The 279-nt window shown below is 58.1% G+C and carries 1 protein-coding gene; it reads right to left on the reverse strand.

Annotation, left to right across the window (positions count from 1 at the left end; all coding sequences use genetic code 11):
- Positions 1–45 precede the first annotated feature (45 nt).
- The coding region (locus SB725_RS30855; RefSeq protein ID WP_410923176.1) for an FCD domain-containing protein at positions 46–279 on the reverse strand (234 nt) is incomplete at its 5' end.

Below are 279 nucleotides of genomic sequence, written 5' to 3' on the forward strand. Positions count from 1 at the left end.
GGCAAGCCCGCGCCTGCAAAACCCCACATCTACCGAGGCAAACGATCAACCCTTGGCCGATACCTTTGGCTTTTTCAGCAGGTGCGAGAACACCGCATGCAGATCGTCCGAAGCACTCTCCTCGTCCAGGTTCAGCTTGCTGTCGATGTGGTCCATGTGGTGCATCATCAAGCTCCCCGCCTGCTCGGCGTCACGCGCTTCGATGGCATCGATCAGCTGCATGTGCTCGTCATAGGAGCAATGCGAGCGGTTGCCGCTTTCGTACTGGGCAATGATCAG

This window comes from Pseudomonas sp. SIMBA_041 (genome assembly GCF_046535095.1).
GTDB classification, from domain to species: Bacteria; Pseudomonadota; Gammaproteobacteria; order Pseudomonadales; family Pseudomonadaceae; genus Aquipseudomonas; species Aquipseudomonas mucoides.